General features: G+C 63.0%; 26 protein-coding genes. 14 read left to right on the forward strand and 12 right to left on the reverse strand.

The genetic code is table 11. The features are described from left to right. Positions 1-71: 71 nt before the first annotated feature. The 11 genes from pstB to B3C1_RS14845 all read right to left on the reverse strand — a co-directional run bounded on the left by pstB (position 72) and on the right by B3C1_RS14845 (position 10,506). Positions 72-857, reverse strand: coding sequence for a phosphate ABC transporter ATP-binding protein PstB (pstB, locus tag B3C1_RS14800; RefSeq protein WP_336391126.1), 786 nt, complete (start codon positions 855-857; stop codon positions 72-74). 14 nt (positions 858-871) lie between these two features. Beyond that, on the reverse strand, positions 872-1,708 hold the full coding sequence (gene pstA / locus B3C1_RS14805; protein WP_008485813.1) for a phosphate ABC transporter permease PstA: 837 nt from the start codon (positions 1,706-1,708) through the stop codon (positions 872-874). Continuing rightward, complete coding sequence (gene pstC / locus B3C1_RS14810) at positions 1,705-2,640, reverse strand: phosphate ABC transporter permease subunit PstC (protein ID WP_051012933.1); 936 nt, start codon at positions 2,638-2,640, stop codon at positions 1,705-1,707. The genes pstA and pstC overlap by 4 nt, the downstream gene beginning before the upstream one ends. Positions 2,641-2,711: 71 nt before the next feature. After that, a complete protein-coding gene (gene pstS, locus B3C1_RS14815) occupies positions 2,712-3,761 on the reverse strand; it encodes a phosphate ABC transporter substrate-binding protein PstS (RefSeq protein WP_008485815.1) in 1,050 nt (349 codons plus the stop codon). Positions 3,762-3,934: 173 nt separating this feature from the next. Continuing rightward, a complete protein-coding gene (locus tag B3C1_RS20760; protein WP_272944687.1) occupies positions 3,935-4,057 on the reverse strand; it encodes a hypothetical protein in 123 nt (40 codons plus the stop codon). Positions 4,058-4,307: 250 nt separating this feature from the next. After that, positions 4,308-5,849 (reverse strand): M17 family metallopeptidase, encoded by a 1,542-nt coding sequence (locus B3C1_RS14820; protein ID WP_008485817.1) that lies wholly within the window; start codon positions 5,847-5,849, stop codon positions 4,308-4,310. A 62-nt stretch (positions 5,850-5,911) separates the two neighbouring features. Continuing rightward, positions 5,912-7,360 carry a PepSY-associated TM helix domain-containing protein gene (locus tag B3C1_RS14825; RefSeq protein ID WP_008485818.1) on the reverse strand — a complete coding sequence of 483 codons (1,449 nt, stop codon included), beginning with the start codon at positions 7,358-7,360 and terminating at the stop codon, positions 5,912-5,914. Next, positions 7,357-7,605 carry a hypothetical protein gene (locus B3C1_RS20475; RefSeq protein WP_008485819.1) on the reverse strand — a complete coding sequence of 83 codons (249 nt, stop codon included), beginning with the start codon at positions 7,603-7,605 and terminating at the stop codon, positions 7,357-7,359. Before B3C1_RS20475 ends, B3C1_RS14825 begins: the two co-directional genes overlap by 4 nt. Then, the gene (locus tag B3C1_RS14835) at positions 7,602-7,784 is read right to left on the reverse strand and encodes a hypothetical protein (protein WP_008485820.1); all 183 of its coding nucleotides are present in this window, start codon (positions 7,782-7,784) and stop codon (positions 7,602-7,604) included. The genes B3C1_RS20475 and B3C1_RS14835 overlap by 4 nt, the downstream gene beginning before the upstream one ends. Positions 7,785-7,869: 85 nt before the next feature. Further along, entirely contained in the window at positions 7,870-8,910 is a 1,041-nt protein-coding gene (gene dinB / locus B3C1_RS14840; RefSeq protein ID WP_035482359.1) for a DNA polymerase IV, read from the reverse strand. A gap of 93 nt (positions 8,911-9,003) precedes the next feature. Beyond that, positions 9,004-10,506, reverse strand: a complete 1,503-nt coding sequence (locus B3C1_RS14845; protein WP_008485822.1) for an acetyl-CoA hydrolase/transferase family protein — start codon at positions 10,504-10,506, stop codon at positions 9,004-9,006. Between the two features lie 308 nt (positions 10,507-10,814). Between B3C1_RS14845 and B3C1_RS14850 the strand changes: the two genes are divergently transcribed. Further along, entirely contained in the window at positions 10,815-11,558 is a 744-nt protein-coding gene (locus B3C1_RS14850; protein WP_008485823.1) for an outer membrane protein OmpK, read from the forward strand. Positions 11,559-11,584: 26 nt separating this feature from the next. Here the strand turns inward: B3C1_RS14850 and B3C1_RS14855 are convergent, their stop codons facing one another. Next, complete coding sequence (locus B3C1_RS14855) at positions 11,585-11,812, reverse strand: hypothetical protein (RefSeq protein ID WP_008485825.1); 228 nt, start codon at positions 11,810-11,812, stop codon at positions 11,585-11,587. A 112-nt stretch (positions 11,813-11,924) separates the two neighbouring features. Here B3C1_RS14855 and B3C1_RS14860 point away from each other — a divergent pair, with 112 nt between their 5' ends. The 13 genes from B3C1_RS14860 to B3C1_RS14920 all read left to right on the forward strand — a co-directional run bounded on the left by B3C1_RS14860 (position 11,925) and on the right by B3C1_RS14920 (position 24,047). Then, complete coding sequence (locus B3C1_RS14860; protein WP_008485826.1) at positions 11,925-14,144, forward strand: heavy metal translocating P-type ATPase; 2,220 nt, start codon at positions 11,925-11,927, stop codon at positions 14,142-14,144. Next, on the forward strand, positions 14,141-14,782 hold the full coding sequence (locus B3C1_RS14865) for a class I SAM-dependent methyltransferase (protein ID WP_008485827.1): 642 nt from the start codon (positions 14,141-14,143) through the stop codon (positions 14,780-14,782). The genes B3C1_RS14860 and B3C1_RS14865 overlap by 4 nt, the downstream gene beginning before the upstream one ends. Further along, positions 14,776-15,132 carry a cupredoxin domain-containing protein gene (locus tag B3C1_RS14870; protein ID WP_008485828.1) on the forward strand — a complete coding sequence of 119 codons (357 nt, stop codon included), beginning with the start codon at positions 14,776-14,778 and terminating at the stop codon, positions 15,130-15,132. Before B3C1_RS14865 ends, B3C1_RS14870 begins: the two co-directional genes overlap by 7 nt. Positions 15,133-15,192: 60 nt before the next feature. Beyond that, positions 15,193-15,672, forward strand: a complete 480-nt coding sequence (locus B3C1_RS14875) for a TspO/MBR family protein (RefSeq protein ID WP_008485829.1) — start codon at positions 15,193-15,195, stop codon at positions 15,670-15,672. A gap of 67 nt (positions 15,673-15,739) precedes the next feature. Next, positions 15,740-16,390, forward strand: coding sequence for a DUF4272 domain-containing protein (locus B3C1_RS14880; protein WP_008485830.1), 651 nt, complete (start codon positions 15,740-15,742; stop codon positions 16,388-16,390). 132 nt (positions 16,391-16,522) lie between these two features. Continuing rightward, positions 16,523-18,991: a TonB-dependent receptor plug domain-containing protein gene (locus B3C1_RS14885; RefSeq protein ID WP_008485831.1), complete on the forward strand. Its 2,469-nt coding sequence runs from the start codon at positions 16,523-16,525 to the stop codon at positions 18,989-18,991. A 114-nt stretch (positions 18,992-19,105) separates the two neighbouring features. Beyond that, positions 19,106-19,726: an EF-hand domain-containing protein gene (locus B3C1_RS14890; RefSeq protein ID WP_008485832.1), complete on the forward strand. Its 621-nt coding sequence runs from the start codon at positions 19,106-19,108 to the stop codon at positions 19,724-19,726. 110 nt (positions 19,727-19,836) lie between these two features. Further along, positions 19,837-20,667 carry a patatin-like phospholipase family protein gene (locus B3C1_RS14895; protein WP_008485833.1) on the forward strand — a complete coding sequence of 277 codons (831 nt, stop codon included), beginning with the start codon at positions 19,837-19,839 and terminating at the stop codon, positions 20,665-20,667. A 67-nt stretch (positions 20,668-20,734) separates the two neighbouring features. Next, a complete protein-coding gene (locus tag B3C1_RS14900; protein WP_008485834.1) occupies positions 20,735-21,214 on the forward strand; it encodes a DUF2059 domain-containing protein in 480 nt (159 codons plus the stop codon). A 3-nt stretch (positions 21,215-21,217) separates the two neighbouring features. Continuing rightward, the gene (locus B3C1_RS14905; protein WP_008485835.1) at positions 21,218-21,532 is read left to right on the forward strand and encodes a CPCC family cysteine-rich protein; all 315 of its coding nucleotides are present in this window, start codon (positions 21,218-21,220) and stop codon (positions 21,530-21,532) included. Positions 21,533-21,535: 3 nt separating this feature from the next. Beyond that, on the forward strand, positions 21,536-22,756 hold the full coding sequence (locus B3C1_RS14910; RefSeq protein ID WP_008485836.1) for an RNA polymerase sigma factor: 1,221 nt from the start codon (positions 21,536-21,538) through the stop codon (positions 22,754-22,756). Positions 22,757-22,839: 83 nt separating this feature from the next. Then, complete coding sequence (locus B3C1_RS14915; protein WP_008485837.1) at positions 22,840-23,673, forward strand: YciI family protein; 834 nt, start codon at positions 22,840-22,842, stop codon at positions 23,671-23,673. Continuing rightward, positions 23,673-24,047 carry a YciI family protein gene (locus B3C1_RS14920; RefSeq protein WP_008485838.1) on the forward strand — a complete coding sequence of 125 codons (375 nt, stop codon included), beginning with the start codon at positions 23,673-23,675 and terminating at the stop codon, positions 24,045-24,047. Before B3C1_RS14915 ends, B3C1_RS14920 begins: the two co-directional genes overlap by 1 nt. Positions 24,048-24,080 lie beyond the last annotated feature (33 nt).

The raw sequence follows: 24,080 nt of genomic DNA on the forward strand, positions 1-24,080 counted from the left end.
AGTGAAATGTTACCGGAATCCGCTCTGCCGTAAAGTGCTAATAAAAAGGGCCGCTTACGCGGCCCTTCGGGTTAACCGAATGTTCCCTTCACATAATCCTTGGTGCGCTGGTGAACCGGCTGGTTGAACACCTGCTCGGTTTCCCCGAACTCCACCAGTTCCCCCAGGTACATGAAGGCGGTGTAGTCGGAGATCCGCTGGGCCTGCTGCATGTTGTGGGTAACGATGACGATGGTGTAGTGCTGGCGCAGCTCCATGATCAGCTCCTCGATACCCTGGGTAGCGATGGGGTCCAGGGCCGAAGTGGGCTCGTCCATCAGGATCACTTCCGGCTTGAGGGCTATGGTGCGGGCGATACAGAGGCGCTGCTGCTGGCCGCCGGACAGGCCGGCCGCGTCGCTGTGCAGCTTGTCTTTGACCTCGTTCCACAGCTGGGCCTGCTCCAGGGCCTCTTGCACCCGCTGGTCCATGGCCTTTTTGTTGAGCTTCTCGTAGAGCTTGATGCCAAAGGCGATGTTGTCGTAGATGCTCATGGGGAAAGGGGTGGGCTTTTGGAAGACCATGCCCACCTTGGCCCGCAGGTCGTTCAAGTCCACCTTGTTGGTCAGCACGCAGTTGCCGTCCAGCAGCACTTCACCCTCGGCGCGCTGGCCGGGATAGAGCTCATAGATGCGGTTGAGGCAGCGCAGCAGGGTGGACTTACCGCAGCCGGACGGCCCTATCATGGCGGTGACCCGGTTCAGGTAAACCGGCAATGTCACGTCGAACAGGGCCTGCTTGTCCTTGCCATAAAAGAAGTTGAGCCCCCGCACATCCATGCGGTGTACCAGGGGAGAGGCTTGGTAATCTTGGATCATGGCGACCTGGCTCATCAGGATCTCCGTTTTTTCAGCTGGGGCAGTACCCGGGACAAGACATTGAGGAACAGTATGGCCATGGTGATCAGCAAGGCGCCGGACCAGGCCAGTTGGTTCCAGGATTCAGAAGGGCTCATGGCGAACTGGTAGATGGTTACCGGCAGGTTGGCCATGGGCTCATTGGGATTGGTAGTCATAAAGCTGGAGTTGAGGGCGGTGAACAGCAGCGGCGCCGTTTCGCCGCTGATGCGTGCCACCGACAGCAGAATACCGGTGATGATACCGGTACCCACCGCCTTGTAGCTGAGCTTGACGGTCACCTTCCAGCGAGGCGTGCCCAGGCCGGCGCCGGCTTCACGCAGGTTGCGGGGCACCAGCTTGAGCATCTCTTCGGTGGTGGAAATGATCACCGGCAAGGCGATGATGGCCAGGGCCACGGCGCCTGCCCAACCGGAGAAGTGGCCCATGGACACCACCATCATCTGGTAGACGAACAGACCGATAAGGATGGAAGGGGCGCTCATCAGCATGCCGTTGAGGAAACGGATGCTGTCGGCGGTCTTGGAATCCTGACCGTACTCGGCCAGCCAGGTGCCGGCCAATACGCCGACAGGGGCGGCCATCAGGATGCCAAGGCCGGTCATCATCAGGCTGCCGACTATGGCGTTGGCCAGGCCACCCTCACCATCCGGCCCCGGGGTGCTCTCGGTAAAGAGGCTCCAATGCAGGCCGGCCAGGCCCTTTTGCAGCAGGGTGAACAGGATCAATACCAGTATGCCCAGCCCCAGCAGGGTGGCGCCCAGGCACAGGCCCTTGAACACCAGGTTTTTGACCTTACGGGTCGCGATCATTGGGCTTTCCTCCGCAGCAGTACCCGTGCCGTGCCCATCACCACGAAGGTGATCATAAAGAGCACCAGGCCAAGGCCAATCAGGGACGCCACATGGAGTTCACCGGTGGCTTCGTTGAACTGCTCGGCTATGGTGGCGGAGATGGAGGTGGCCGGCATGAACAGGCTCATTTCCATGCTTTGGGCACCGCCTATTACGAAGGTGATGGCCATGGTTTCGCCCAGGGCGCGGCCCAGGGCCAGGATCAGGGCGCCGAAGATGGGACCTTTGATGGCCGGCAGCAGCACCTTGGCGATCACTTCGAACTGGGTGGCCCCTATGCCGTAAGTGGCTTCGCGCAGCACATTGGGCACTGTACTCAGGGCTTCTTTAATAAGAGAAGTGAGGATCGGCAGGATCATAAAGGCCAGGATGATGCCGGAGGTGAGCAGGCCCACGCCCATGGGCGGGCCGCTGAACAGGCTGCCAATCACCGGCAGGTCCGCCAGGTTCTCACCGGCCCAGAGTTGGAAGCCGTCGGCAAACCAGGGGGCGAAAACGAACAGGCCCCACATGCCGTAGATGATGCTGGGTACGGCGGCCAGCAGCTCGATGGCGATGGACAAGGGCTTGGACAGCCACTTGGGGCAGAGTTCGGACAGGAAGATAGCCACCCCTACCCCCACCGGCAAGGCCAGCAGTACGGCGATAAGGGAAGACACCAGGGTGCCATAGAGGGCATTGGCCGCCCCGTATTGCTCGGTGATGGGGTTCCACTCGTCACTGACGAAGAAACCCAGGCCGAACTGTTCCAGGGCCGGCCAGGCGCCGGTCACCAGGGACACCAGAATGGCAAACATCAGCACCGAGATCAGCCCGGCGCTGGCCAGGCAAGCCCGGCGGAACAGGTTGTCCCCGTCCCAGGGAAGAGCCCTAAGCATGAGTGCTTTCATAGTCAAAACGCATCATTTCCACAAACGACTCAGCCCCTGCGCTGGGCAGGGGCTGTTTAATGGCCAGTAACTTACTGATAAATGGCCTGACCTTGGCTGGACTTGATGTCGCTGTGCCACATGGTTTCCACCATCTTCACAACGTTGTCCGGCATGGGTACGTACTCGAGCTCTGCGGCCAGGTTGTCACCTTTGGCATAGCCCCACTCGAAGAACTTCAGCACTTCTTTGGCGGTGTCGACGTTGGCCTGGTCCTTGTGCATCAGGATGAAGGTGGCGGCAGTCATGGGCCAGGAAGTGGCACCGGGCTGGTCGTTGAGCATCAGCTTGAAGCCAGGAGCATTGGCCCAGTCGGCGTTGGCAGCAGCAGCCTGGAAGGCAGCCATGGTAGGCGCAACGAAGGCACCGGACTTGTTCTGCATCTGGGTGTAAGTCAGGTTGCTGGACTTGGCGTAGGCGAATTCAACGTAGCCGATAGCACCCTTGGTGCGCTTGACGAAGTTGGCAACGCCGGCGTTGCCCTTGCCACCCAGCTGGTGGGCGTCTTTGGGCCAGGCCACTTCTTTGCCAACACCCACTTGGCCTTGCCAGTCGCTGGAGACGCGGGCCAGGTAGTCGGTGAAGTTGTAGGTGGTACCGGAACCGTCAGAGCGGTGCACGGCGTAAATGGGGCTGTGGGGCAGCTTGACACCAGGGTTGAGGCCGGCGATGGCGGCGTCGTCCCAGTATTTGACTTTGCCCAGGTAGATATCGGCCAGCACGGTGCCGGACAGTTTCAGCTCGCCGGGCTTGATGCCGGGGACGTTGATGACGGCGACAATGGAGCCCATCACGGCCGGGAATTGCACCAGGCCTTCTTTATCCAGTTGGGCTTTGTCCAGGGGGGCGTCGGAGGCGCCGAAATCCACGGTGTTGGCGATGATTTGCTTGATACCACCACCAGAGCCGATGGCCTGGTAGTTCAATTTGACACCGGTTTCCTTGTTGTATTGCTCGGCCCATTTGGCGTAAACGGGATAGGGGAAGGTTGCACCAGCACCGTTGATCACAGTGTCAGCCAGCACAGAGCCGGAACCCATAACAGCGCAGCTCAGTACTACACCTTTAAGCAACTTGTTCATGCCGAAATCCTAAAACCAGTTTATGGAGGGGCTTCAAGGCCCTTTAGGTCGACACGGATTAAAACACCCCAATATGACGGTCTTGTGACACTTTAAAGACAGGCTGTTGACTATGAGACAAGTCCATGGCAGGCAACAAAAAAGGGCCTTTTAGGCCCTTTTCTCGGATGTTGTCAGCGCTTCTTTACCGGGGCCTTGGCCCAGTTCTGGGGATAAAGGAACAACGGCAGGCTTTGCTGCTGGCCTTTATGGAAGGGAAACACACCCGGGTTGGTAAAAGGAAAAACGATCTTCATCACAGGCTCCTAAGTGGTGATCCAGGCTTCTCGGCACTTGCCCTGACGGGCGCCTGATCTCGGTTCCTTGGAGATACCTTCCCCCATCCTTGGAGTAAGCACGAGGAGCTTTTTAAGCTCAGGGCCAGTATGGCAGCAATGTAATTAAATTACAAACAAGCACCCTAAAAACAGCTTTAATGGCCGATTAGTGTAATTTAATTACAATTACGCGCAGTAAAAAGCCCACCGGAAGGTGGGCTTGAAAGGCTTAGAGCAGGTAGCTGGCCGCCAGGGTAATGACCGGGGCCGCCGAAGGCGAACCGTGCTGCCAGTCGCCACCTTCAACGCCGCTACCGGCGATATCCAGGTGGGCGTAGGGGATAGGCTGGTCGCTGTCCAGGCCGTGCTTGTCCAGGCCTGCCGCCAGGTCCAGGAAGGCCATGGGGAACTGGTGGCCACGGGCAGTGACAGAGGAACCGGCGTTGTTGCAGCTCAGCACATCGTCGGCACGGGTACGGGGAGCGATAAAGGCGTAGTCTTCCCGGCGTACCCGGGAGATGTCGGCCGGGTCGCCGTATTGGTCACCCAGGGTGGCCAGGGTACGGCCGATCTGCAACTGACGGGCCGGGCCGTTTTCCACCACGGCGGTGTAGGGGCCCAGGGCCCGGGCGGCATGGCCGGTCAGGGTGGCGATGGAGAAGATCTCCGGCTCCACCGCGTTCTTGGCGTCTTCGCGCAGGTGGGACAGCAGATCGGCCAGCACCAGGCGGCCTTCGGCGTCGGTGTTACCGATACGCACCCGCACCCCGGCGTGGCTGGTGATGATCTCGTCGGCCACAAAGCTGTCGGACCCGATGGAGTTGCGCACCGCGCCAATTTCGGCGATGGCCTTGAGGCCCTTGGGCTGCAGTTCGGCCAGGGTCTTCATAAAGCCGGCCACGGCAGCGGCGCCGCCTTTGTCACGGCTCATACCGGCCATATGGCCACCCACTTTCAGATCGGCACCGCCGGTGTCGTAGGTCAGGCCCTTGCCGGCAAACAGCAGGGTCTTCTCTATCTCCCCTTCCCCCTGGTATTCCAGGCGGATAACGCAGGGCACGTGGCGCTCCACCACCAGGCTGGCACGGGCCACCGCCATCAGCAGCGGGTAGTCGCGCTTGAGGGTGTCGGTGTCACGGAGCACGGAAACCTTGACCGGGCTGCCGGCAAAGAGCTTCTCGCAGTATTCGGCAAACTTCAGGGGCGCCATGCGCTCCGGCTCGGTGCCGCACAGATCGCGGCCGGCACGGCGGCCCGCTTCGATGGCGGCGGCGGCGTCCAGATCCAAGGACTCGGACAACACACCCACCAGGGAGACCGGCTCAACCTCGGCTTCGCCCAGGGCCTCGCGGGCTTCCAGGGGCTGCCAGAGCCCTTGCCAGAAGCCCAGCAGGGCCACCAGTTCGGCCTGGGCATAACGCTCGTCGTCCGGCACGCCGGCAACCAGCAGCAGCGGCTGGGTAACGCCGGCGTCGCGGGCCAGCACAGCGGCTTTTTTACCGGCGTCGTAGAAGCGGCGCACGTCGTCGTAGTCGCGCAGCAGCGGGCCTGTGGCACTGGCCACCAGGCGGCCGCCGGGCAGGCCTTGGCCGGGCACCAACAGGCAGCCGCCGGCCAGGCGGGCATCCAATCGCCCGTAGTCGGCCAGCAGCTCAGCCACAGGGGCCGGCAGCTGGGCCTTGGGGCCTTGGATCAGAATAAGGGCATCATATTGGCCACTCTCGATGGCGGCCTTGAGATCGGTTTCACGTTGCGGTTGGGCAAAGGCCATAGCAGGGTCCTGTTGCAGACATCAAAGGCACCATTCTAGGCCAGGGCGATGGGCCAACCAAGTCACAGTCTTGTGACGGCCACCTTACGGACTGTCAACTTAAGGCCACCCCAGGCCAGCAACCCCAGGCCCAGCGCCAGGGCCACCAGCCAGGCCAGCTGCCCTTGCAGGCCTTTTTGCAACAACGAACCTATGGCCACCAGGGCCAAGAGGCCGCTGCTCCACCAGAGCCAGGCCACCCGCTTACGGCCCTGCCCTTTGGCCAGGGGCCAGAGCACGGGGGCCAGGGTGGCTATCCAGAAGATCCAGGGAAAGGCCCCGTAACGCAGGGCACTGTCCATGGGCAGGTAACGACCGGCCAGCAACAGGGCCAGAGTGCCAAGGGGCAGGCTGCCTGCCAGCACCAGGCCCTGGCGGTTCCAGCGGTAAAGGGCCGAGCCCGGCACCAGCCGCCCTTGGGCCCTTAAGGCGCCACCAAAGAGCATGGCCAGGGTGCCCAGCCCCAACAGGCTGAACAGCCAGAGAATGGCCTGACCGCCGAAATGGCCATAGTGCAGGGCCGTAAAGCTGTCGAAGACCAGCCGGGCCGGGCCCATGTTGTCCTGGGTGAGGCTTTCCAGAGGGGTATCGGTACCGGGCACAAAGCGCAGCTCCTGGCTCTCTATCAGCTCGCGGCCCCGGCTGGCAGCGGTGATAACCTGCTGGGCCTGGTCCTGCCAGGGGGCTATGGTCAGCCGGTTGGGCTGGGCCCCCAGCAGCTGCTGGCTTTGGGCCAGCAGTATCGAGGGCGGCAATTGCCCCTGGGCCAGGGGCAGGCCCGTGGCCTTGGGTACCTGGGGAAAACCCATGTCCGCCAGAATGGCGCTCCTGTCCCCCTGGTAGGGGCCTAGCAATAACAGGGCCTGGTAGAACACCAGCAGGCAGAAGGCTGCCCCGGTAAGGGCATACATCAGCAGATAAGGCAGGGTCGCCACCCCTACCAGCTTGTGCAAATCGAGCCACCTGTCCTTACCGGACTGCCCCCGGTACTGCTGCCATTGGCGCTTGAGGTTGGGCCAATGAACCACCAGGCCGTTCATCAGCAGCACCAGCATCAACAGCGCCACCAGGCCCGCCAGGTAAATGCCCATGGGCAGGGACAGGGCATAGTGCACTTCCAGCAAGGCCCGGCCGGCGCTGCCGTGTACGGCGTCTGCCACCAAGGTGCCGTCGGCCAGTACCGCCTGGTATCCCTTGCCGGCCGATACCAGCAGCGGAAAACCCTGGCCTTCGGCCGGATAGAAACTCAGGTTGCCCCCTGCCACCAGGGTGCCGTCCTCTTCCAGGCGCTGGGCGGCTTGGTCCATGGCCTGGCCCAGGCTCAGCTGCGGCGCCCTGGCAAACTCCCATTGGTTGAGGGCGTCATGGAAGAAAAGCACTATGCCGGTAAAGACGATCACCGCCAGGGGCGGGGTGATCAGTACCCCCAGCCAGTTGTGGACCCGAGTCCAGTCGCGCCGCTGCAGCTTCACCAAAACACTCCATTGACCAGCACCGACACCACCAGTACCAGGCCCCAGGATCGCAGTCCCTGGCGCAACCGGCGGCTGTCGCAAAGCATAAACATCACCACCATGGCCCAAAGGGGCATGGCCGCCAGCACTATGCCGGCCAATTTGCTGCCGCTGTCCAGGGGCATCAGCAGGAACCAATTCATGGCCAGGGACAGGGAAATAAGGCCTCCCAACACCAGGCTGACCGCCAATCGCACTTTCATCGGCCACGGCTCCCCAACAGCAAGGGCCAGAGCAAGGCTCCAGCCATGGCACCGCTCAGGGCAATCACCCACTGGGCGCTGTCCTGGGCCATTTGGCCCACCGCCACCACCACCAGGGCGACCAGCACCACTGTCAGCCAAAAGTGACGGCGCCAGCGCCAGGCGGCCAGCATCAGCATCCCTGTCCCTAATCCCAACATAGAACCCCCAAGTGCGAATTATTCTCATTATAAGGAGGTGAGTCGGCCAGGCAAGGGCCGGTATCTAGAAAGGCAGTTTCAGTTGGCTGGCCTGGCGCGCCTCGGCCAGGCCCACGAACAGCCCTACCAGCCGCACCCCCCTGCCCTGGCCCCGCTCATAGGCACCGGCCAGCAAGGCGTCGAACAGGCTGGGATCCAGGGCGCTGCTGCCGTGTTCCATGGTGGTCTGGGTGAAATCGTTGAACTTGAGCTTGACCCCCAACTTGCCGATATCCCGCGCGCCAAGGCGGCGGGCCAGCTCAGGTTGCAACTGTTCGGCCACCTCCCTGACCTGCTCTAGGTCCAGCAGATCCTTGGGCAAAGTGGTCTCCACCCCCACCGATTTGCGCTCGCGGCTGGCTTCCACCGGCCTGTCGTCCCGGCCAAAGGCCCGCTCATAGAGGGCGCCGCCGAATTTGCCCAACCGCTCGTAAAGCCAGGCGGCGTCCTTTTGTTGTACATCCTGGCAGCTAAAGAGCCCCAAGGCCGCCAGCCTTGATTCGGTGGCCGGGCCGACCCCGGGGATCTTGCGAAGCGGCAGTTCTTTGACAAAATCCGCCACCGCCGCCGGAGTCAGCACAAAGAGGCCGTCGGGCTTGTTTTCCTCCGAGGCGATTTTGGCCAGGAACTTGTTGGGGGCCACTCCGGCCGAGGCAGTGAGCTTGAGCTCGCGAAAGATATCGGCACGGATGGCTTCGGCGATAAGGGAGGCGGAGCCCTTGAAATGGGGGCTGTCGGTCACGTCCAGGTAGGCTTCGTCCAGGGACAGGGGTTCGATACGGTCGCTGTAGCGGGCGAAAATGGCGCGGATTTGCTGGCTTACCGCCTTGTAGACCCCCATCCGCCCCGGTAGCAACACCAGTTGCGGGCACAGAAGCTGCGCCTTGTGGGTGCTCATAGCCGAGCGCACCCCAAACTTGCGGGCCTGGTAATTACAGGTGGAGATCACCCCACGCCGGTCACTGCTGCCGCCAATGGCCAGGGGCACCGATTGCAGGGCCGGGTTGTCCCGCATCTCCACGGCGGCAAAGAAGCAGTCCATGTCCACATGAATGATCTTGCGCACACCAAGCCTGTATAAAAAAACAGTATCCTTTGCATTCTAGCGCCAGTGCACGCAAGTGCAACTACAAAAAAGGCGCCTTGCGGCGCCTCTTCTTTATTCAGCCAGCAGGCTGCGCATGCTGCCTTCGGTATTGAGGGCCTGGTGCCAAGACAAGGCCTTTTCCAGGCAATGAGGGGTGTGGCCGCCACGGGCGCAGGCTTCGGCAAAGTAGCGGTTGAGGGCCGGGCGGTACAGAGGCGCCACGCAGTTGTCGATAATGACCCTGGCCCGCTCCCGGGGCGCCAGGCCACGCAGGTCGGCCAGGCCCTGCTCGGAGACCAGGATGTCTACGTCGTGCTCGGTGTGGTCAACATGGCTGACAAAGGGCACGAAGCTGGAAATATCGCCACCCTTGGCGATGGACTTGGTGACGAAAATCGACAGCTGGCTGTTGCGGGCAAAGTCCCCGGAGCCGCCGATGCCGTTCATCATGCGGGTACCGCAGACATGGGTGGAGTTGACGTTGCCGTAGATATCCGCTTCCAGGGCGGTATTGATGGCGATGATACCGAGGCGGCGCACTATGCCCGGGTGGTTGGACAGCTCCTGGGGCCGCAGGATCAGACGGTTGCGGTACTTGTCCAGCTCGCGCATCACCTGCTCGTTGCGCTTGGGCGACAGGGTAATGGAGGAGCCGGAGGCAAAGGTCAGCTTGCCCGAGTCGAGCAGATCAAAGGTGGAGTCCTGTAGCACCTCGGAATACATGGTCAGGCGATCGAAGGGGCCTTCAATCAGGCCTTCCATCACCGCGTTGGCCATGGTGCCGATACCGGCTTGCAGCGGCAGCAAAGACTCGGTGAGGCGCCCGGCGGCAATCTCTTCTTTAAAGAACTGAATAAGGTGGTCGGCAATGGCCTGGGTTTCAGCATCCGCCGGCAGCACGTTGGACGGGCTGTCCTTGCCTTCGGTGATGACGATGGCGGCGATTTTGTTGGCATCGATAGGAATATAAGGGGTGCCGATGCGGCTGTCCGGGGCCACCACCGGAATGGGCTGGCGGTTGGGGCGCATCTGGGGAATATAGATGTCGTGCAGCCCTTCGAGGCCGGCGGGGCTGGCCAGGTTGAGTTCGATGATCACCTTGTCGGCCAAAATGGCGTAACTGGCGGAGTTACCCACCGAGGTGGTGGGCACAATGCCCCCTTCTTCGGTGATGGCGCAGGCTTCTATTACCGCTACGTCCATCTTGCCCAGCTGCTTGTTGCGCAGCAGCTCTACCGTCTCGGACAGATGCTGGTCGATGAACATCACTTCGCCGGCGTTGATGGCCTTGCGCAAGGTGTTGTCCACCTGGAAGGGCATGCGCCGGGCCAGTACCTTGGCCTCGGTGAGCTTGGCATCCAGATCGTTGCCCAAGGAGGCGCCGGTCATCAGGGTGATGGAGAAGGGTTTTTCATGGGCCCGCTGGGCCAGGGCCGTGGGTACCGCCTTGGCTTCACCGGCACGGGTAAAGCCGCTCATGCCCACTATCATGCCGTCCTGAATAAGCTCGGCAGCCTGCTCGGCAGACATGACCAAATCCTGCCAGCCAGGCAAGCGACAACGTTGTTCTACCATGAGATTCCTCCACCCTGAGGGCTTGTTGTTTTTGGGATTTGGGCCCGGGGCCGGAGAGTAGGAAAGTGGTATCCGGCGTTAAGAGGGAAAAGGGGCCCTGTCCAGTGGGGTGGCAGTTTACGCCGACGTCAGAGTCAGGCAAGTCCTTGGCTCTTAACTTGTCCTTTTTTACCAGCGAACGGACGGATCCCCTGGCTGAACGGATAAAAATGCGGCCTTTGCCGGACTTTCGCCACAGGGGGCGCGAAACCGATTGCCTTTTCGGCCCCAATCACTAGACTGTGCGCCATTTTTCAGAGGAGAGATCCATGCGCGCACTGCTTCTGGCTGGCTTGGTTGCCACCCCCGCTTTCGCCGGCCTGCAATGGCAAGACAACAGCCTGAGCTACCTGTACGGCCAAAACTTCAAGGTCAACGCCGACACACAACAGACCCTGACCTTTGAGCATGTCTCCGGCTGGGACTTTGGCGATCTCTTTTTCTTCACCGACGGTACCCGTTTTAACGGTGTGCAAGGGGACAACACCACCTATTACGGCGAGTTCAGCCCGCGCTTTAGCGCCGGCAAGCTGAGCGGCAAGGACCTGTCTTTTGGCGTGGTCAGCGACCTGCTGCTGGCCACCACCTATGAATTTGGCGAAGGGGACGTCAACACCCTGCTGGTGGGCCCGGGTTTTGACCTCAAACTGCCTGGCTTCGACTTCTTCCAGCTGAACTTCTACAAGCGCCTGCCCCGTGGCAGCAAGAACCGCGACGGCGAAACCTTCCAGATCACCCCGGCCTGGAAGATGAGCTTCCCGGTGGGCGACAGCCAAGTGGTGTTCGACGGCTTTATCGACTGGGTGGTGGACAACGACGGCAGCTACCATGCCAACCTGCACATCAACCCCCAGCTCAAGTACGACCTGGGCCCGGCTGTGGGCCTGGCCAAGAACAAGCTGTTTGTGGGTATCGAGTACGACTACTGGAAAAACCGCTTCGGCATCAAGGACACTGACGCCTTTCGCACCGACCAGAGCGTGACCAACCTGCTGGTGAAATACCACTTCTAATAAAAAAGGGCCCTGGGGGCCCTTTTTTATCGTGCCGCTTTTACCAGGCCCCAGCTCACCCAGGGCAGCATCAGCCAGCTCAGCAGCAGGCTCCAGCCATTTGGCGGCGCCAGGGCCAGCCATAACCCAGTCATGGCCGCCAGCAGCAGCACAAACAGCCAGGGCCTATCCCCCTGCTGGCGCCGCTGGCATCCCCGGTAAATGGGGAACAACCAAAGGGTCAGCGTCATAAAACGCAGTGCTATCCAAATCATCTTTCCGCCCTCCTTGGCTGCGCGCAGTTTAGCCAACTGTTTACCCTGACTCAATGCTTGACCTTGAAGCCACTCCAGGGTTTAGGCTGCTTTCACAACCAAGGAGCGAATCATGAGTCAAGCAGTACACCTCGCCCTGCTGGGCGTTAGTTGTGCCGGTTGCGTGCGCAGTATCCAGGGGGCCTTGGACGCCGTACCCGGGGTAGAGAAAGCCGACGTCAACCTGGCCGACCGCAGCGCCCACATCGAGGGCAGCGCCGACGCAGCGCAGCTGATCGCCGCCATCCAGGCCGCCGGTTATGACGCCAGACCCCTGTCCGGTGATGACGAGGCGGACCTGGACACCCAGGCCCAAGCCGAGGCCACCCACCTGAAAAAGCTCTGGTGGCAAAGCGGCGCCGGCCTGGCCCTGGGTGTCCCCCTGATGGCCTGGGGCCTGCTGGGTGGCGAGATGATGGTCACTACCCTGGCCAGCCGCATTACCTGGGGCCTGCTGGGGCTGCTGACCCTGGCCATACTGGTGCTGGCCGGCGGCCACTTCTACCGAGGCGCCGCCAAGGCCTTTGGCCATCACCAGGCCAACATGGACACCCTTATCGCCCTTGGCACCGGCAGTGCCTGGCTCTATTCCATGGCGGTGGTGCTCTTGCCCCAGGCCTTTCCCGAAGGGGCCCGCCACCTCTACTTTGAAGCCAGCGTGATGATCATCGGCCTTATCAACCTGGGCCAGGCCCTGGAAGTGCGGGCCAGGGGCAAGACCTCGGCCGCCCTTCGCCACCTGCTGGGGCTTAAAGCCAAGACCGCCCGGGTGGTCAGGGGCAACAAGGAGTCGGACATACCGGTGGCAGCTGTGCTGGCCGGCGATCTGCTGCGGCTGCGCCCCGGTGAGACGGTACCGGTGGACGGCAGCGTCAGCGACGGCACCGGCCTGGTGGACGAAAGCATGCTGACCGGCGAACCCATACCGGTGGAAAAAGCCGAAGGGGATATCCTCAAGGCCGGCACCCTGGTGCAAAAAGGCAGCCTGCTCTTTACCGCCACCGGGGTCGGCAAGGACACGGCCCTGGCCCGCATCATCGACCAGGTCAAAAGGGCCCAGGGCTCCAAGCCCAGTATCGGCCGCCTGGCCGACCGCATCGCCGGGGTCTTTGTGCCTGTGGTGGTAGTGATCGCCCTGCTGGCCGCCCTGGCCTGGTACAACCTGGGGCCGGCGCCGGCCCTTAGCCATGCCCTGGTGGTGCTGACCTCGGTACTGATCATCGCCTGCCCCTGCGCCCTTGGCCTGGCCACCCCCATGTCGGTGATGGTGGGGGTGGGCAAGGCGGCATCGGCGGGGGTGTTGATCCGCAACGGCGAAGCCCTGCAGACCCTCGACAAGATAGACACCCTGGTGCTGGACAAGACCGGCACCCTGACCCAAGGCCGGCCGCAAGTGGTGGCGGTACACCCCTTTGGCGACACCGACCTCAAGCCCCTGGTAAAAGCCCTGGAGCAAGGCTCCGAACACCCCTTGGCCCAGGCCCTGCTGGACTGGGCCGGGGATGTTTCAGCCCCCGCCCTGGAAGGGTTTGACACCCTGGCCGGCCAAGGGGTCAAAGCTACCCTGGCCGGCGACACCCTGCTGCTGGGCAACCAGCGGCTGATGGACCACTACCAGGTGGACACCCAGGCCAGCGTCGAACCCGGCCAGGCGCTGATGGCTCAGGGTGCCACCCCGGTTTACCTGGCCAAGGGCAAGACGCTGCTGGCCCTCTTTGCGGTGGCAGACCCGGTCAAACCGGATAGCCAAGCCGCCCTGGACGCCTTGAAAAAGCAAGGGTTGCAGCTGGTGATGCTGTCCGGTGACCGCCATGCCACCGCCGAGGCAGTGGCCCGCCAACTGGGTATAGACCAGGTCATCGCCGAGGTATTGCCGGAGCAAAAAGCCGACGCCATCAAGGCGCTGCAGGCCCAGGGCCGCAAGGTGGCCATGGTCGGGGACGGCATCAACGACGCTCCGGCCCTGGCCGCCGCCGATGTGGGCATGGCCATGGGCACAGGCACCGACGTGGCCATGGCCTCGGCAGACCTGACCCTGATGCGCGGTTCCCTGGCCGTGGTGGCGGACGCCATCGCCATCTCCCGCGCCACCCTTGGCAACATCAAGCAGAACCTGTTCGGCGCCTTTATCTACAACAGCCTGGGCATTCCCGTTGCCGCCGGCCTGCTCTACCCCCTGACCGGCACCCTGCTGAGCCCGGTGGTGGCCGGCGCCGCCATGGCCCTGTCGTCGGTCACTGTGGTGTCCAATGCCAACCGGCTGCGCCGCTTTAAAACCGGAGGCCGGCCATGAGCGTGACTCCCGAAGAACTGGGCCGCCAGCTGCGCACCCCAAGCGGCCCCCTGGGTTTGAAGGTGGCCGAGGGTATGAACCAGACCAACCAGCAACTGATCGCCTACTGCCAGGAGGCCTTGGCCCTGGCGCCGGGGCAATCGCTGTTGGAAGTGGGGCCGGGCAACGGCCAGCATGTGCCGGCGCTGCTGGCTGGGCTGGCCGGTAGCCGCTACCTGGGCTTGGATCTGTCTCCGGACATGGTGGCCGCCGCCCAGGCCCACAGCAGCCCGCAGATCCGCTTTGAACAGGGAGACTTGCTCAGCCACCCCCTGCCCGGCCCCTTCGACAAGGCCCTGGCCATCAACGTGGCCTATTTCTGGCAGCCCCTGGTGCCGGCCCTCAAGGCCCTCTTTGAGGCCCTCAAGGTAGGAGGCACCCTGGTGCTGGGGGTGCGTGACCGGGCCACCATGGCCAGCCAGCCCCAGTTCCAAGAGGGCTTTACCTTCTTCGACGGCCCCGACTTGGCCCAGGCCCTGGAAGAGGCCGGTTTCACCGTCAGCTATCGGCAAAGGCCGGAGCACAGCGTCACCATCCTTGGCCAGCTGATGCCCAAGCAGGCCCTCATCTATACCGCCATCAAGGAGGCAGCATGTTGATAAACCTCATCGGCCTGGGGCTCATCGCCTTTGTGGTGCTCTGGTTCTGGCCAAGAAAGGCCAAGGCCTCTGCCGCCAGCGGCGCCGCTCAGGCCAGCACCATAGTGGTGGACGGCGGCGTCTATGAACCGGAGCGCCCCCAATGGCCGGCCGGGCAACCGGTGCGTCTGACCTTCCTGCGTAAAGACCCCTCCCCTTGCTCCCAATGGGTGGTCTTTGACGACATCGACGCCAGCGTCGAGCTGCCCATCAACAAGGCCCATACCCTGGAATTGCCAGCCCTGCCCCCAGGCGACTACCCCTTTCACTGCCAGATGAACATGTACCGGGGCACCCTGGTGGTGCGCTGACCGATCCAGCCTGGTTGCCGGGCCGTATGCCCCGGCAACCCTTAGCCATACTGACTGCCAATGACTGCATACCGCTTACCCGCCCTGGCCCTGAGCCTGCTGCTGGCCTTTGTTACCGCCGCCCTTGGCGCCATGGCCTCCATCGACGCCAAGGGCTTTTACGCCAGCCTGGTGCAGCCGGCCTGGGCACCGCCCCCCTGGCTGTTCGGCCCGGTCTGGACCCTGTTGTACCTGATGATGGCCCTGGCCCTTTGGCGTTACTGGCTGAGCCCGGCCCGCCGCTGGCCAGGCACTGTGCTGTACCTGGCCCAGCTGCTGGCCAACGGCCTCTGGTCCTGGCTGTTTTTCCAATGGCATTGGGGCCTTGGCGCCCTGCTGGAGATGCTGGTGCTGTTGGCGCTGATCCTCGCCACCATCCGCGCCTTTGCCCGGGCCGACCGCCTGGCAGCGGCCCTGCTGGTGCCTTATCTGGCCTGGGTGGCCTTTGCCACGGCCCTGACCTTCAGCCTTTGGCAGGCTAACGGTGCCCTGCTGGGCTAAAGGACTTGTCCTTGGCGGTTGGCCCCTTTACCCTCGGGGCCGGAACCATAAGACAAGGATGCCCAATATGACCTCACTTTCCCCGGCGGCCCAGCGCAAGGCCGCCTCTGAAGCCCTGCTTCGTGACCGCCAGATCCCCATCAACCCCCACCTGCCCCATGTGGAAGACGAAATCGAGTGCCAAGCCCGCAGTACCGAAGAAGTCGCCTGGCGGGCCATGGCCCTGCTGTTGGTGGCGGTGAAAGGCGAAGGGCTGGAGCAGGACATTGTCGAGCAGATCCTGGCCGACTACCGCCTGGCTCCACACCTGAGCCCTGAGGAGCAGGACTTTGTTGCCAACCTCGACCCCAGCGAGCACCAACGTATCCAGTTTTCCTGGCGCTACGAAGCAGCCTGGACCCTGCTGTGGGCCCTGGGCTATGTGGCAGAGCTGGGCGAGCCCACGGCCATCTGCGACGTCCCCATGGCAGTGCAACTGATGCAGCAAAGGCCCCCGGAGCAATTTATTGCCGACGCCAAGCTGCGGTCCCAGGGCGAGATCCTCGATGCCACCGACCTTATCTACCGCACCCACTGGGCAGTGGTGGACGCCCGCCTCAAGGGGCAGGAGGCGCCGGCTGACCTTATCCCCGGCGTGGTGATGGAGCGCCATCACGCCCTCAATTGGCTGGTGGGTTATCTGGACCAGCCCTGGGACCAGGTGTCCACCGACACCTGACCCCGACCTAGGCGGCCAGGGGCCGCTTTTTTTGGCCCCTGCCCTCCCCCCTGGCTCAGAGGCCGACTAAGTTTGTTAACGGAGTGTTTCCACTTAGTGAGACACCGTAACAAGACCACTTAGGGGGAGTACATGAAATACCGGCCATCCACCCTGGGCGCCGCCGTTGCCGCCTGCCTGACCTTCTACCAACTGCCAGCACTGGCTGCCGACAACCAGGGCGCCGAAGAGGACATAGAACGGATCCTCACCATAGGCTCCCGCTTTTCATCCCGCACCGCCACCGAGACCCCGGCCCCTGTCGACCTTTTATCGGCCAACGACCTGCTGCGCACCGGCGCCACCGAACTGGGCAAGGCCCTGCAATCCCTGGCCCCCAGCTTTAACTTTTCGTCCACCACTGTGTCGGACGGCTCCGACATCATCCGCCCCGCCACCCTGCGCGGCCTGGGCCCCGACCAGGTACTGGTGCTGGTCAACGGCAAGCGCCGCCACCAGCAGGCCCTGGTCAACGTCCAGGAAACCATCGGCAAGGGCAGCGCCGGCTATGACATCAACGCCATTCCCATGAGCGCCGTGGCCCGCATCGAGATACTGCGGGACGGTGCCGCCGCCCAGTACGGCTCGGACGCCATCGCCGGTGTCATCAACATCGTCCTCAAGGAAGGCACAGACCGCACCGAGGTGGGCCTGGAAGCGGGCCAGACCTACGAAGGGGACGGGGAAACCCTGGTGGCCTCGGTCAACCATGGCATCGACCTGGGGGGTAAGGGCTTTTTGAACCTCACCGCCGAGTACCGGGACAGGGGCGACACCAACCGCGCCTCCAAGGCCACCTTGGAGTCCACCGGCGGCCAGCTGATCGGTGACTGGTGGGACGAAAACGGCCAGCCGGTCACCAGGCTGCGCATCGGCGATGCCGACAGCGAGAACAAATACCTGTGGGCCAACGGCGAATACCGCCTGGGCCAGGAGCTAGACCTGTATGCCTTCGGCGGCTACTCCAAACGGGAAGGGGAAAGCTTTGGTTTCTACCGGGGTGTAGGCCACCCCCGGGTCATTCCCGCCCTCTACCCCCAGGGCTTTTTGCCCCAGCTCAACACCGAAGTGGAAGACGCCTCCCTTGGCCTTGGTATCAAAGGGGCCATGGGCCTGGATTGGACCTGGGACGCCTCAGTGGTGACCGGCCAGTCGGAGTTTCGCTTCTACTCGGCCAACTCCGCCAACGTCTCCTGGTACTACGAACCGGCGCCGGGGGGCGGCATCTACGCCGATACCCCCACCACCGCCTTTGACGGCGAGCTGATCTTCAATCAGACCACCTTCAACCTGGACTTGGCCGGGTCGGTGGACATAGGTGCCAGCAACCCGCTGCTGCTGGCCCTGGGCCTGGAGCTGCGCCGTGACGGCTACGAGATCAACAAGGGCGATCTCTGGTCCTACGCCTATGGCCGCACCGACGACGCCAGCATCGACATCATCAATACCGACGTGGGAGGCCTGACCGACCCCGGTATCCAGGGTTTTCCCGGCTTCAAGCCCAGCACCGAAGTGGACGAAAACCGCGACAGCTACAGCCTCTACCTGGACAGCCAATACGACCTCAGCGACGACTGGCTGGTGGCGGCGGCCCTGCGCTACGAAGACTACGACATCGCCGGCGACAACCTTTCCTACAAGCTGTCCAGCCGCTATGCCTTGAGCGACAAGTTGTCGATCAGGGGCACCCTGTCCACCGGCTTTCGCGCCCCCGGGGTGCAGCAGATCTACTACAGCCAGGTGCTCACCAACCTGGTCAACGGCACCCTGGTGGAAACCGGCACCATCGCCAACAGTTCGCCCCTGGCCCGGGAGTTCGGCATCAGCGACCTGAAGAAGGAAACCTCCACCGACATCAGCCTGGGCCTGGTGGCCAGCCCCATGGACGGCCTCAACATCACGGTGGACGCCTATCAGATCAAGATTGACGATCGCATAGTGCTGTCCGAAGCCATCAGCGGCGGCAACGCCACCATAGACCAGCTGCTGGCCGACAACCGCCTGGGGGCGGCCCAGTTCTTTACCAACGCCATCGACACCACCACCAAGGGGGTCGACCTGGTGGCGGCCTACACCCTGGACCTGGCCGGGGGTGACCGCTGGGGCCTGAACCTGGCCTTCAGCTGGGTGGACACCGAAGTGGACGCCGTCCATTCCAGCTCATCGCTGATCCCCGCCGACATGCTCTACTCCGACACCCAGCGCCTGCGTATCGAAGAGGGGCAACCGGGGGAAACCGCCACCCTGTCCAGCAACTACAGCACTGGTGACTGGGACTTCAACCTGGCCTTCCACTACTACGGGGAAGTGTCCGGCTCGGCCTTTACCGGCATGAAGAAGACCTGGAGCAGCCAGTGGCTGACCGACCTGTACGTCCGCTACCACTTCACCGACAGCCTGGCCCTGACGGTGGGCGCCAACAACCTCTTTGACCAATACCCGGACGACTGGGGCGCCGAAGGCGACATCTTTGCCCAGGCCGGCTTCCAATACGGCTGGGAAACCCTGCCCTTTGGCATCAACGGTGGCTACTACTACGGCCGCCTTAACTGGACCTTCTAAGCCAAGGGACTGTGCTGCTGTCAAGCCCCGCTGCCACCGGCGGGGCTTGCCAAGGACTGGCGCCCGCCAGTCCATAACCTAAGCTTGAACTCCTAACCTCTCCTGGGAGCCGATATGAAAACCTTCCTGATAGCCCTGACCGCCCTGATGCCCCTGGCGGCACTGGCCGGCCACCACACCCGTTTCGAGCAACTGGATAAGGACGGTAACGGCCTGATCAGCCAAAGCGAGTTCGCCAAAGGCAAAGGCAGTGCCAACGCCTTCAAAGCCCTGGACAAGGACGGTGACGGCAACCTCAGCCCCGGCGAATTTGCCGCCATGAAAGCCGAGCACAAGGCCATGAAGGACAGAGGCCAGATGATGCAGGGCGATGGCAAGATGATGGACAAAGGCCAGATGATGCACGGCGACGGCAAGATGATGGACAAAGACCAGATGATGCACGGCGACGGCAAGATGAAAGACAAGGGCATGATGAAGGACGACATGGCCGCCAAGGGCATGCACGGCATGCCGTCATTCGACGCCTTCGACAAGGACGGTAACGGCAGCATCTCCAAAGACGAATTCGACAAGGCCCACCGCAGCATGGCCAAAACCGAAGGCGAACAGGGCAAGATGATGATGGGCCACAACAGCGACGAACGCTTCAAAGCCATGGACAGCAACGGCGACGGCCAGATCTCTCGGGCCGAGTTTGACGCCTACCACAAGGACATGCCCAACAAGCATTGACCAAAAGCCCCCGCCAGGGGGCTTTATAACAATGGCCCTGACACTCTGTCTGGGCCCGGCGCCGCGCAACTGGGGTACACTGGCCCCTCACCAGCCTGACGAGAGCCAGCATGCAGCCAGACAACAGCAGGGCCCTGGTGGTGGAAGGGGGTGCCATGCGCGGCATCTTTGCCACCGGGGTCTTGGACGCCTTTATCGACCAGCATTACCGCCCCTTCGACTTCTGCCTGGGGGTGTCGGCCGGTTCCACCAACCTGGCCGCCTGGCTGGCCGGGCAGCGGGGCCGTAACCACAAGGTGATCACCGACTATTCCTGCCGCCCCGAATTTATCGCCTTTCGCCGTTTCCTGGCCGGTGGCCATTGGCTGGATTTGGACTGGCTCTGGGAGATCACCATCCGCGAAATTCGCCTGGATATCGAAACCTTCGCCGCCCAGCCCATTCCCCTCTATGTGGTGGCCACCCGTATCGAAGACGGCCAGGCCGCCTACATCAAGGCCGACGCCCAAAACCTGGAGCAGCTGCTCAAGGCCTCCTGCTCTGTGCCCCTGGCCTACCGCCACTACCCCGAAGTGGCAGGGGCCGCCATGACCGACGGCGGCGTAGCGGATTCCATTCCGGTACTCCAGGCCTACCGGATGGGCGCCAGGGACATCACAGTGGTGCTGTCTAGGCCCCTGGGTTACCGCAAGGGCCCCAGCCGTGCCCCCTGGCTGGTCAAACGGCTGCTGGCCAAGACCCCGGCCCTGGCCCAAGCCATGCTCCACAGGCACCATAGCTACAATGCCGCCATCGACTTTATCGAAAACCCGCCTGCCGATTGCCGCATCCGGGTAATAGCGCCACCGGCCCAATTCGCCGTGGGCCGCACCACCACAGACAAGCACAAGCTCGACGCCGGTTACGCCATGGGCCTGGCCGCTGGTCAAGTCTCGCCATAGGGCCTTGGCCCCGTTACACTGAACAAACATCAGGCCGCCGCCCGGCGGTTCTCTAAAGGAGTAGATCTTGAAATTCATCAAACCCATCCTGCTTGCCTCCACCCTGCTGCTGTCCCACCAGGCCCTGGCCGACGACGCCGCCAAGCAGGAAGCCGAACGGCTGCTGGAAATCATCCATATGGACAAGGTGCTGTCCGGTTCCATCGAGCAGATGCTGGACATGCAGCTGGCCCAGAGCCCGGCGCTGCAGCCCTACAAGGCCGTGATGATGAGCTTCATGCAGAAATACATGAGCTACGAGAGCGTCAAGCCCGATATGGTGCGCCTCTACAGCGACGCCTTCTCCGCCAGCGAGCTCAAGGAGCTGAACGCCTTCTACAGCACCCCCACCGGCCAAAAAACCATAGAACAGCTGCCCCAGCTGATGAGCAAGGGCGCCCAACTGGGCTATGAGCGGGTCCAGGCCCACAGCGACGAGCTGCGCCAGATGATCCAGGCCGAGTCCGAGCGCCTGCAAGCCCTTGAGGGCGGCAAAACCGGCGGCTAAGCCATGGCAGACCCCGACTGGTACAGCCCCGCCGACGCCAGGCCACGGTTGCAGTGTCCCTGCTGCGACTACGTGACCTTGCCCGAGCGGGGCCGCTACCTTATCTGCCCTGTCTGCTTCTGGGAGGATGAGGGGCTGGATCTGGACACCCCTGACGAGGTGTCCACCGCCAACCATTGCCTGACCCTGCGCCAGGCCAGGTACAACTTCCAGCTGTTTGGGGCCTGCGAAACCGACATGATGGTGCATGTGCTGCCGGTGGACGAGCGGGAGCAGTTCCGCTGCCGGCCCCGGCGGTTGCCCAAGCGCCAGGACTGAGCCTTGACCATTGAAAGCCAGATAGCCCAGTGCTACCGCCAGGAATCGCGGCGGGTGCTGGCCACCTTGATCCGCCTGCTGGGGGATTTTGATCTGGCCGAAGAGGCCCTGCACGAGGCCTTCTCCGCCGCCCTGGCCCAATGGCCAGAGCAGGGCCTGCCGGACAACCCCAGGGCCTGGCTGGTGTCCACAGGCCGCTTCAAGGCCATAGACCAACTGCGCCGCCGCGCTCGCTTCGACAATGCCCAGGCCGAACTGATCGCCGAGCTGGAAGAACGCCAGCAGCCCCTTGATCCCCAGGGCATAGAAGATGACCGGCTACGCCTTATCTTCACCTGTTGCCACCCGGCCCTGGCGCCAGAGGCGCGCCTGGCCCTGACCCTGCGCGAGCTGTGCGATCTTAGCACCGAAGAAATCGCCCGCGCCTTCCTGACCTCGGCGCCGACGGTGGCCCAGCGCATCGTCAGGGCCAAGGCCAAGATCCGCGACGCCGCCATTCCCTATGAAGTGCCCCAAGGCCCCATGCTGGCCGAGCGCCTGGACGGAGTACTTGCGGTGCTCTATCTGCTCTACAACGAAGGCTACAGCGCCTCGGGAGGCGAGGCGTTGTTGCGCCAGGACCTGAGCGGCGAAGCCATCCGCCTGGGGCGGCTCTTGTGCCAGTTGCTGCCCCACCCCGAGGCCAAGGGCCTGCTGGCATTGATGCTGCTGCAGGACGCCCGGCGCCCGGCCCGGGTCGACGAAGCCGGCGATCTGGTGACCCTGGAACACCAGGATCGCAGCCGCTGGCTGCCGGCTCTGGTCGCCGAAGGGGACCAGTGGCTGACCCAAGCCCTGGCCCAGGGCAACCCAGGACCTTACTGCCTGCAGGGGGCCATTGCCGCCGTGCATAGCCTGGCGCCCCGTTACCAGGACACCGACTGGCCTCAGATCCTCGGGCTTTACGACCACCTGCTGCGGTGCCACCCCAGCCCGGTGGTGGCCCTTAACCGGGCCGTGGCCCTGGCCATGGCCCAGGGGCCGGCGGCGGGCTTGGCGGAAATAGAAGCCCTGTTGGCCGCCGGCTACCTTAAGGACTATCACCTGGCCCATGCCGCCCGGGCCGATCTGCTGCGCCGCCTTGGCCGCCCCCAAGAGGCACGCCAAGCCTATCGGCAGGCCCTGGCCCTGACCGGCCAGGACCAGGAAAAACGCTTTATCCAGAGACAGCTGGCCTCTTGTTGAAAAAAATTTCCCCAGCCTGTCGAAATGGCCGAAGGCCGGGCGACTAGATGGTGACAATCCCATATTGAGAAAGGAGTTCTACCATGCGAGTCATCATTCAACGTAAAGCCGACGCCTACACCGAAGCGGGCCAACTGCCGGATAACGAACTGCTGGTGGCCATGGGCCAATTCCACGAGCGCATGCTCAATGCCGGCATACTGCGGGACGGCATGGGCCTCAAGCCCAGTGCCCAGGGTAAGCAGCTGCGTTTCGAAGGAGGCCAGCTGCAGGTCACCGACGGCCCCTTTAGCGAAACCAAGGAGCTGCTGGCCGGCTTTTCCCTGTTGGAAGTGGACTCCATGGACGAGGCCCTGGCCTGGGCCAAGCAATGGCCCAAGGAAGACGGGGACGTGACCCTGGAACTCAGGCCCCTTTTTGAAATGGAAGACTTTGCCCCCGGCAGCGGCGTCGAGCTGCACAAGGCGCTGTGGGACAAGGTCAAGGCCGGGCCGGCCCTTTGCAACGCCTACCTCAACTTCAAAGGCGACTGCCGCCAGGCCTTCGACTTCTACGCCAGCGCCCTTGGCGCCAAGATAGAAGTGCTGATGACCCACGGCGACACCCCGGCCGCCGCCGAGGTGCCGCCCCAATGGCACGACAAGATCATCCACGGCCGCCTGCGCCTGGGTAACTGGCTGCTGATGGCCTCCGACGCCCCCGAGGAACACTACCAGGCGCCGCAGGGCATGCACCTGCATCTGGGCTTTAGCGACCCCGCCGAAGCCAAAGTGGTGTTCGACCAACTGGCCGAAGGTGGCCAGGTCACCATGCCCTTTAGCGAAACCTTCTGGGCCAAGGGCTTTGGCATGGTTACCGACCGCTTCGGCGTGCCCTGGATGATCAATTGCGAGCAAGACAACAAGGAATGCTGCTGATGAAATACCTGGCCATGGTCTACTACCAAGAGGCGGCCATGGCCGCCTTGTCCCAGGACCAATGGGACGCCCTTAACCGCGAATGCCAAGCCTGCGGCGACGGCCTGAGGGAAGCGGGGCAGATGATTGGCGGCGAAGCCCTGCTGCCGGTGGCCAGTGCCACCACAGTCAGGGTCAGAGACGGCAAGGTCACGGTCACCGACGGCCCCTTTAGTGAAACCAAGGAACAACTGGCCGGTTTTTACCTGCTGGAGGCCCGGGATCTCAACGAGGCCATCCAGTTGGCCGGGCGCATTCCCCCGGCTCGCTATGGTTGCGTGGAGATAAGGCCGGTGCGGGAGCTCAAGGCCGAGTCCAACAGCCATTACAGCTGACGGCTTTTTGCCTTTACGACCAGGGCGGGACAA

This window comes from Gallaecimonas xiamenensis 3-C-1, assembly GCF_000299915.1.
GTDB lineage: Bacteria > Pseudomonadota > Gammaproteobacteria > Enterobacterales > Gallaecimonadaceae > Gallaecimonas > Gallaecimonas xiamenensis.